The sequence below is a fragment of the Synechococcus sp. R6-7 genome (genome assembly GCF_047461695.1).
Taxonomy (GTDB): Bacteria; Cyanobacteriota; Cyanobacteriia; order Thermostichales; family Thermostichaceae; genus Thermostichus.
In genome coordinates, this window is the sequence record NZ_JANSHS010000359.1 from 1 (window position 1) to 8,714 (window position 8,714).

Below are 8,714 nucleotides of genomic sequence, written 5' to 3' on the forward strand. Positions count from 1 at the left end.
GCCCGCCCCCAACCGCCGTGCCACTGCCGCTGCCCAGCCCACGGGATCCACAGCGCACATCAGGTCCAAATCCACCGACGCTGAGGACTCCATCCCACCGTCGCGAGCGGGATCCCCAGCAGCACGGCCCTGCAGCCAAGCCAGGTAAGCATCCCGCAGGGATCCCCCTACCCAATAGCTTTTCTGCGGCAGCCACTCTTGGGGGAAAGGCAGCCGTTGGTAAAAATAGGTCAGCAGCCACTTCGTCAGCAAGGCTTCGCTCGGGCTTAGGGTCATTCCCAGTCAAAACTCCATGAAGATGAGACACCTGGGGTGGTAGGAGAACGCTTCTGGGGGTATGAAGTCAGCGTCCTCGTCTGGTCGCGTCAGCGTTGCAGAGCAACAATGAAATGCCTGGCGTTCTTCCCTACCGCTCCAGCAGCGAGCTGCCCACAGCAGCAGGGACAAAGGCAGGAGCTGCCAAGCCCGGAGTGAGCAGATGAGGCCGCACCAGCGCCGCCAAGCCAGCAATGAACAGAGGGTCGGTATTTAAGGCGGGCACACGGCGAAAATCGGCAATCCCAGCTCGATGGGCCAGCTCCCGATACTCGATGTCGATCTCCTGCAGGGTCTCGATGTGCTCCGACACAAAGCTAATCGGCACCACCAGCAACTGCTTCACACCTCGGGATCCCAACTCCGGGATGACCCGTTCGGTGTAAGGCCGGAGCCACCGCACCGAACCCACCCGGCTTTGATAGGAGAGGGTGTGGTCATTGGGGCGTCCCACCTGCTGCCAGATCAGCCGCACGCAGGCTTCCATTTCCTGTTGGTAGGGATCCCCGGCCTCGGTGACATAGCTTTCGGGAATGCCGTGGGCGCTGAACAGCACATGCACCCCTTCGGGCTCGGCAAATCCATCCAACTGTTCCCGAATTGCTCTGGCCATCGCCTGCACGTACTGAGGCTGATCGTACCAGGAGCAGATCTGGCAGCGCTCGATGTGGGCCAGCTCCGGATCCTCAGCCCAGAGCCGATCCAGCAGCTTAAAGCTGGATCCCGTCGTGCTGATGGAATACTGCGGGTAAAGCGGCAGCACCACCAAGCGGGTGATCCCATCCGACTTGATCTGCTGCACCACCGACTCGATCAGCGGATGCCAGTAGCGCATGGCCACATACACCGGCACATCGTAGCCCTCGGCCACCAGGTGGGCCTGCAGTTCTCGCGCTTGCTCAGCAGTAATGCGCCGCAAGGGGGATCCCCCCCCAATGGCCGCGTAGTTGCGGCGGGATTTTTCGGCCCGCAGCGTGGAGATGGCCCAGGCGAAGGCCCGCTGCAAGAAGGGAAACGGCAGGCGGATCAGCTCAGGATCGGCGAACAGATTGTAAAGAAAGGGCTGCACATCAGCCTGGGTCTCTGGCCCCCCCAAGTTCAGCAGGAGCACGCCGCTTTTGGACATAACAAGGCTCATTGCGTTGGCGGTGCGGAGCACCATGTTCTTCTTTATCCACTGTAGGGGCTCTTATCCCCCAGCGGGAAAGTGACCTTAAGTTTTTTTGCAGTCTTTCTCAGCTTTCCCCTCAGGAGAAACCACCCGCACCCAAACCTACAAGTCCAATCCAGAGACTCCGTCCCGCTGTCGCGAACAAAGTCCAAAAAGGGATCCCCGCCCACAAGGGGATCCCCGGCCTCAACACCCCATTGCCGCTAAGGAGCAGAGCGCTGTCAGAACTCTCGACCGCGGTAAACCCGCTGCAGGGCCGGAGTGACGGGGTAGCGATCAATATCGGCCAGGCTCAACTTCAAGCGCAGCGTATTGAGGAGTTTCCAGTAGGGGGGCACAAAAGCCTTTTCAGGGATGGGTTGGGCGGTAGGAGAAGGATCCCCAGAGCGGGCAACCGTCTCCATGGGGCAGCCGCGGTAGCGGAGCGGACGGGATCCGAGGTGAGCTGAGCGCAGATCTCGGCTGGGATCCACCGTCAAGCCGCGAAACTGGATCGCCCCCGGACGAGAGGCTTCCCGATAGCGCAGATAGCCAGCCCACACCTGAGTAATCCACTCCGGCAAAGCTTCAGGCCGAATGTGATAGCGCTCCGGCAACAGACGGTCGTTGAGAAAACCCATCAGCCCAGACCAAACTTGCCAGAGAAAAGCTCCGACAACGCCAGCAGCGGGAGACAATGAAATCTTCATGGTGGAAGCTGAAAAATGTAAAGAACCCAAAAAACCGCTATGCAGCCAGGATTTGCCGTTGATTATACCAGCCCAGATGCATCGGAACGCTCACCCTGAACCTTTTGGCCTCGAGTTTTTCTGCTCACTGGAAAGCAGAAGCCGGCTTGCGGCCAAGCGCGTTGAGCCACCCAAATCCATCGACTACAATAGGCCCAAGGCTTGGGTGTTGCTTTCTCTCTCTGAATCTTTAGCTGGTGGGGATCCCAGAAGCGCACCGACAAGCAAACTTCACTTCAATGACCACTGCACCTAATAGGGATCGACGGATTATGACCTGGCGCGGCGACATCACTCCCATCAATCGGCTGTGGGGATCTCTTCCCTACCTTTTGCCTTTGGTATCGGCTCTGCCCTTGGGCTTTTTGCCCTCTGGGTTGTTTCAATCTCTGCCAGGGCTGATCCCCATTTTTGCGCCTCTGTTTCGTCTGGTGCCCCTGGCCACGGGCTGGCTGGGAATGGGGGTGTCTTTGGCTCTCCTGTTCCTGGTGATCCGCAACACCCGCGTAGCCCATTTTGTTCGCTTCAACACCATCCAGGCGCTGTTGCTCAACATTGCCTTGTTCTTGGTGCAGGTGCTGATGCAGGTGTTCGGCATGCTCTTCGGCAGCCTTGGTCTGGCGGCGATGGTCAGCATTTTGGCCACCACAGCTCTCTTGGGGGTGATTGCCATCACCGTCTACGCCTGGGTGCAAAACATTCGCGGCCACTACGCCGAGGTGCCGGTGCTCTCTGATGCCGCCTATGCCTGGATTCGCTACTAGTTGTCAAGTCCCTGCGGGTCTGGTTGCCGATTTGCCGACCTCATCGGAGCCTAAGCCAACTCTTCAGCTCTCAAGGATTGTGGGAGGCCGGGGTGCCATCGGATTCGAGTTCTAGTCGCGCCAGCAGGACAGAGTCCTTTGTTGGGCAAGCCCTCACCCACCTGGACGCCTCTGGCCGAGCACAAATGGTGGAAGTAGGAGATAAGCCCACGGTTGCCCGCTTGGCCACTGCCCAAGGACAGGTACGCATGTCAGAAACGACTTTGCAGACCATCTTGGCCGGTCAAGGGCCCAAAGGGAATGTGGTGGAAACAGCCCGGCTGGCCGGGATCATGGCTGCCAAGCGCACCGCTGATCTGATCCCGCTGTGTCATCCTCTCCCCTTGAGCAGCGTCACCGTGGATCTGAATCCGGATCCCCATCTGCCCGGCTTTCTGATCACCGCTACAGTGAAAACCAACGCCCAAACAGGGGTGGAGATGGAGGCTTTGACAGCAGTTTCGGTGGCTGCCCTCACCCTATACGACATGGCCAAGGCCTTGGAGAAGACGATGGTGATCGAACACATCCGGCTGCTGCGCAAGTATGGGGGGAAGTCTGGGCCTTTCGAGGCAGAGGATCGGGATAACGCCGAGAAATGCTGAAAGCTTTGCAACAACCAGAGAGGGGTGTTGGGCTAGGGTTGTTGGTGGGCATTGGGGTGCTGCTCTGGCCCATGCTGCACCAGGGCTATCCCATGACTCACTCCACCCACTTCAACCTCAGTTGGGCCTTTCAGTATCAGCGACAGTTTTTCAGCGGGCAGTTCTACCCCCGCTGGCTAGAGTATTCCAACTTCGGCTACGGCAATCCCACCTTTGCCTTTTACCCCCCTCTGTGCATGGTGGCCCCTCTGCCGTTTCGCCTGCTGGAGCTGGATATGCCCGGATCCCTGGTGGCCAGCATGGGCTTGGCGATGGCAGTCTTTGGCGCAGGGCTGTATGCCCTTCTCCGGCAACTCATCCCCTGGGCTTGGGCTCTGGTTTTGGCTCTGGCGGGTATGGCCGGCCCCTATTGGCTGGTGGATATTTACCAACGGGGGGCAATGGGGGAAGTGTGGGCCATTGCTGTCTCTCCCTGGATTTTCTGGGCCTCAGTCCAGGTGATCTGCCGGCCCCAGTCCCTTTGGCCGATTGTGGCCTTAGCCATTAGCTACGGCCTGTTGGCCCTATCTCACTTGCCCACTTTGCTGGTCTTTACGCTAACTTGGCTGCCTCTGCCTTGGGTGCTGGGCCGCTGGGATCCCCTCTGGCCCAGGGTGGGGCGCTGCTACTTGGGGTTTGGGCTGGGGCTGGGGTGGACGGCGTTTTATCTGCTGCCAGCCTTTTGGGATCAGCGCCTCATCCAGGTGGAGTTGGTGAATTTTGTCGAAGAGTACATGCCCCAACATCGCCTGATGCTGAGTGGGCTAACCCGGCTCCAGCCGCAACTGACGCAGCACTGGTTTGAAAGCGGCCTGGTAGGGTACTGGCTCTGGATGGTAGCCGTTGTCTTGGGTGCTGGGATCCTGGTTTTCTGGGAATGGCTGGCCCGCAGGACAAGGGGGATGACCCCGATCCATTCCGTTCGCGCTAACGAGACGGAGTCCTTTGATGCCTTGGGATCCCATGCTCCCCTGGCCAAAGCGATCCTGCTCTACAGCTTGGGGGCCAGCTTGGTGGCCTTGCTGATGATGACGGATCTGCTGGGTTGGCTCTACGAGTGGGTTTTGCCCCTGCGCCGCATTCAGTTTTCTTGGCGCTGGATGGCGGTGACATCAGTAACGGTGCCCTGGCTTTTGGGATCCCTGGCCGCCTGGGGGTGGGGGCAAAAGGGCTGGAGGATCCTCTTGATTGTGGGGATAGGTCTGGCAATGGGGATACAAAGCTGGCAGGGCTGGCAGGTCTTGTCCAGAGCCTGGTTTGACCCGCAAACCATCCAGACTTTTCAAGAGCTGTCTGCCGCCAAGCCATTTCCCAACGAGCCCCAGCAGCGACCGGGCATCGCTTTTCTTCACTGGCACTGGATCTTTCCCGATGGGCTGGCGCTGGTGGATGTGCTGGAGTACCGACCTCGCCAAGCAACCCTGCCCATGCCGCCCCCAGAGGTGGATCCGCTGCTGCGGTGGCAGGGGGACGTAGTGGATTTTGGACAAGAGCAAGGCAATCTGGAGCCACTGTTGGAAGTGGAGCAGTGGCGCTATGGCTACCGTCGTTTTCGGGCCGTTAACCCCACCGATCAGGATCAATGGGTAGTCCTGCGCACGTTTTACTACCCTGCTTGGCGGGTACAGGTGGATGGTCGCCTCACGTCTGCTGAGCACAGCGGAGTGGGGCTGTTGCAGGTGCGGATCCCGCCGGGGGATCATCGCGTGCAGGTGCGCTATCTGGGTACTGCAGCCGACTGGATAGGATGGATCCTGACTGGCCTAACGGGGGTGCTGCTGGTGAAGGTGCGGCGGCTGCTCCGCCTGCTGGGTTTGAACGGAGCGCAGAGACAAGACACTCCAGAGGAGGCAACAGCATGCTGAGTCGGGTGGCCGATTCCATCTACTGGCTCAACCGCTACGTGGAGCGCGCCGAGAACATCGCCCGCTTCATCGATGTCAATCTCAACCTCATCCTAGACTTGCCCAGCGGTCCCGCCCAGCAGTGGGATCCCATTGTCTACACCACTGGGGATCAGGAGCTGTTTTACCAACGCTATGGCCAGGCAACCCAAGAAACAGTCATCCAGTTCCTGGCTTTTGATAGGGATTACCCCAACTCCATCCTTTCCTGTTTGCGGCTGGCGCGAGAAAATGCCCGTTCTGTGCGGGAGGTCATTTCTTCAGAAATGTGGGAGCGGGTCAACCGCTTTTATTTGATGGTCAAAGAAGCAGCTCAGCAAGGCCCCCACCTGAGTCAGCTCCACGATTTCTTCACGGAAGTGAAACTGGCCAGCCACCTATTCGCCGGGGTGATGGATGCCACCATGACCCACGGGGAAGGTTGGCACTTTGGCCAGATTGGCCGTCTTTTGGAGCGGGCAGACAAAACGGCGCGCATTTTGGATGTTAAGTATTTTATTTTGCTGCCCTCTCTGCAGTACGTGGGCACGGCTTTGGATGAGCTGCAGTGGATCGCCTTGCTGAAGTCGGCCAGTGCTTATGAAATGTACCGGAAATACAGCCGCCAGCACCGCATCAATCCCAGAGAGGTGGCTTCTTTCCTGATTTTGGATCGGCAATTTCCCCGCTCCATTCAGTTTTGTCTTATTCATGCGGATCGATCCCTGCACCAGATCACCGGCACCCCAGCCGATACTTGGCGGGATCCCAGCGAGCGAGCTTTGGGCCGCCTGCGTTCTGAGCTGGACTACCTGACCATCGACGACATTATGGAGCAGGGCTTACATGAGTTTCTCGACAAATTACAGCTACAAATGAACCACGTTGGCGATTGCATCTACGAAACTTTCTTTGCCATTCGCCCCTTGCAACCGTCTGAATCCTCTCTACTCTCTCAACGTCAAGCCCAACTGACATGAACGGCCTCGACTCTAAATGCAACGAGAAAAACAGGACACCTGGCCAATTGGGCTGGATCGGCAGCCGACGGGAGTAGATGAGGCAGCCTTTATTGCCGCCAATGCCACACTGATCGGCGATGTCCAACTTGCGGAAGCGGTGAGCATCTGGTACGGGGCCATCTTGCGGGGGGATCTCTCGCCCATTGTCATTGGCCGCCGCAGCAACATCCAAGATGGAGCCATCCTGCACGGGGATCCCGGACAGCCGACCCTGGTTGGCGAGGAAGTGACCGTAGGCCATCGAGCGGTCATCCACAGTGCCCACATCGAGGGGGGATGTCTGATCGGGATTGGGGCCATTATCTTGAACGGGGTCACCATCGGGGCGGGCAGCATGGTGGGAGCTGGAGCGGTGGTCACCCGGTCTGTGCCACCTCGCTCTTTGGCGGCGGGGATCCCGGCCAAGGTTATCCGCACCCTCACCGAGGAAGAGGTCAAGCAACTGCGCCTTCACGCCCAGCACTACGTGGATCTGGCGCTTCAACATGCCAGCCGCTTTGGCCGGTGGAGCAGAGGTTCGGGCGAGCGGCTCTGAACCTATTTTGCAAGCCGTCTCTCAACAGCCGGGATCCGCGCAGAGCACCCAGGTATCTTTGCTGCCGCCCCCCTGGGAGGAGTTCACCACCAGAGATCCCTTCTTGAGGGCGACGCGGGTCAGCCCCCCTGGGTGAACGTAGATCTCTTTGCCGTAGAGGATATAGGGCCGCAAGTCCACATGACAGGGTTCTAGACGGGGGCCTTCTCCCCGATCCACCAAGGTGGGCACGCGAGAAAGGCACAGGGTGGGTTGGGCGATGTAGTTGCGCGGTTGGGCGCGGATTTTCTCGGCAAAAGCAGCCCGCTCTTCCGGTGTAGCCTGGGATCCCATCAACATGCCGTAGCCACCCGACTCGTTGGCTGCCTTCACCACCAGCTTGTCGAGGTTCTCCAGCACATACGCCTGATCCTTGGGATCCCAGCAGAGGTAGGTGGGCACGTTGGGCAAAATGGCCTCTTCTCCCAGGTAGTAGCGGATCATCTGCGGCACATAGGCGTAGATCACCTTGTCGTCCGCCACCCCTGTTCCCAAAGCGTTGGCTATCGCCAGCCGCCCCGACCGGTAGACCTCAAACAGGCCGGGTACCCCCAAGAGGGAATCAGGGCGAAAAGCAAGGGGATCGATGAAGTCATCGTCGATGCGGCGGTAGATCACATCCACCCGCTGCAGCCCTTTGGTGGTGCGCATTTGCAAATAGCCATCGGCCACCACCAGATCCCGCCCTTCCACCAGCTCCACCCCCATCTGCTGGGCGAGGAAAGAATGCTCGAAGTAGGCGGAGTTGTAGATGCCGGGGGTGAGCACCACCACCGTTGGGTTGGCTAGGTGCGGCACCAGGTTAAGCAGAGTATCCAACAAATGGCTAGGGTAGTCGTCCACCGGGCGGATCCCCATGGTGTTGAACAGGGAGGGAAAGGTGCTTTTCATCACCCGCCGATTTTCCAGCACGTAGGAGATTCCCGACGGACAGCGCAGGTTATCTTCCAGCACGTACCAAGTTCCGTCCCGATCCCGCACCAGGTCGGTGCCGGTGACGTGGCACCAAATTCTCCCCGGTGGGTTGAGCCCCACACAGGGCCGCAGAAATCCCTTGGCCGTCTCGATCAGCTCGGCAGGGATCACCCCATCCTTAAGGATCTTCTGGTCGTGATAGACATCGTCGATGAACAGGTTGAGGGCGTGGATGCGCTGCTTGAGACCCTTCTCCAGCCGCTGCCACTCGGAAGCCGAGACGATGCGGGGAATGATGTCAAAGGGGAAAATTCGCTCCGTGCCCTGGCTATCGCCATAGACGTTGAAGGTCACCCCCATTTGAAAGAGGGCCGCCTGTGCCGCCGCTTGCCGCTGCTGCAGTTCCCCTTCTTCCAGAGAATGAATGCGCTCAATCAGCGGGATCGCCTCAGGACGGGGCTGGTTACGCCCCAAAAACAGCTCGTCGTAAAACCCCTCGCCCGGGTCGTAGGCATCAAAACGCACGTCTGGGATCCCTGGAACGCTATCATCTTCTTCTACTTCTTCTACTGTTGGCGGCTCTGGATCTGCATAGTGTGCTTTCAGCTACTTTTAGCCTGGTAAAAAGAAAGGACTCCGTCCCGCTGACGCGAAAGGAC

General features: G+C 59.0%; 8 protein-coding genes and 1 pseudogene. 5 read left to right on the top strand and 4 right to left on the bottom strand.

From position 1 onward, the window contains the following. The 3 genes and pseudogenes from NW815_RS10655 to NW815_RS10665 form a co-directional block, all read right to left on the bottom strand. A pseudogene (locus tag NW815_RS10655) lies at positions 1 to 276 on the bottom strand (CCA tRNA nucleotidyltransferase); the annotation flags it as partial. Positions 277 to 406: 130 nt separating this feature from the next. Continuing rightward, positions 407 to 1,441 (bottom strand): ferrochelatase, encoded by a 1,035-nt coding sequence (gene hemH, locus NW815_RS10660; protein WP_414387989.1) that lies wholly within the window; start codon positions 1,439 to 1,441, stop codon positions 407 to 409. Positions 1,442 to 1,707: 266 nt separating this feature from the next. Continuing rightward, a complete protein-coding gene (locus NW815_RS10665; RefSeq protein ID WP_414415992.1) occupies positions 1,708 to 2,175 on the bottom strand; it encodes a hypothetical protein in 468 nt (155 codons plus the stop codon). 311 nt (positions 2,176 to 2,486) lie between these two features. On the opposite strand from NW815_RS10665, the gene NW815_RS10670 reads away from it, so the two are divergent. The 5 genes from NW815_RS10670 (at position 2,487) to NW815_RS10690 (ending at position 7,101) form a co-directional block, all read left to right on the top strand. Beyond that, a complete protein-coding gene (locus tag NW815_RS10670; RefSeq protein WP_414328739.1) occupies positions 2,487 to 2,978 on the top strand; it encodes a Tic20 family protein in 492 nt (163 codons plus the stop codon). A 92-nt stretch (positions 2,979 to 3,070) separates the two neighbouring features. Continuing rightward, positions 3,071 to 3,622: a cyclic pyranopterin monophosphate synthase MoaC gene (gene moaC / locus NW815_RS10675; protein WP_414388993.1), complete on the top strand. Its 552-nt coding sequence runs from the start codon at positions 3,071 to 3,073 to the stop codon at positions 3,620 to 3,622. Beyond that, positions 3,616 to 5,526, top strand: a complete 1,911-nt coding sequence (locus NW815_RS10680) for a hypothetical protein (RefSeq protein WP_414388991.1) — start codon at positions 3,616 to 3,618, stop codon at positions 5,524 to 5,526. Before moaC ends, NW815_RS10680 begins: the two co-directional genes overlap by 7 nt. Further along, a complete protein-coding gene (locus NW815_RS10685; protein ID WP_414328741.1) occupies positions 5,520 to 6,524 on the top strand; it encodes an alpha-E domain-containing protein in 1,005 nt (334 codons plus the stop codon). Before NW815_RS10680 ends, NW815_RS10685 begins: the two co-directional genes overlap by 7 nt. Positions 6,525 to 6,540: 16 nt before the next feature. Then, entirely contained in the window at positions 6,541 to 7,101 is a 561-nt protein-coding gene (locus NW815_RS10690; protein WP_414388989.1) for a gamma carbonic anhydrase family protein, read from the top strand. 21 nt (positions 7,102 to 7,122) lie between these two features. Here NW815_RS10690 and NW815_RS10695 read toward each other — a convergent pair whose 3' ends face one another. Next, positions 7,123 to 8,580, bottom strand: coding sequence for a circularly permuted type 2 ATP-grasp protein (locus NW815_RS10695; RefSeq protein ID WP_414388987.1), 1,458 nt, complete (start codon positions 8,578 to 8,580; stop codon positions 7,123 to 7,125). Positions 8,581 to 8,714: the final 134 nt, after the last annotated feature.

What these genes read in the sequence shown, in the direction of transcription:
- NW815_RS10690 (WP_414388989.1), top strand. Translation starts at nt 6,541, where the DNA reads ATGCAACGAGAAAAACAGGACACCTGGCCAATTGGGCTGGATCGGCAG.
- NW815_RS10685 (WP_414328741.1), top strand. Translation starts at nt 5,520, where the DNA reads ATGCTGAGTCGGGTGGCCGATTCCATCTACTGGCTCAACCGCTACGTG.
- NW815_RS10680 (WP_414388991.1), top strand. Translation starts at nt 3,616, where the DNA reads ATGCTGAAAGCTTTGCAACAACCAGAGAGGGGTGTTGGGCTAGGGTTG.
- hemH (WP_414387989.1), bottom strand. Translation starts at nt 1,441, where the DNA reads ATGTCCAAAAGCGGCGTGCTCCTGCTGAACTTGGGGGGGCCAGAGACC.
- NW815_RS10665 (WP_414415992.1), bottom strand. Translation starts at nt 2,175, where the DNA reads ATGAAGATTTCATTGTCTCCCGCTGCTGGCGTTGTCGGAGCTTTTCTC.
- NW815_RS10670 (WP_414328739.1), top strand. Translation starts at nt 2,487, where the DNA reads ATGACCTGGCGCGGCGACATCACTCCCATCAATCGGCTGTGGGGATCT.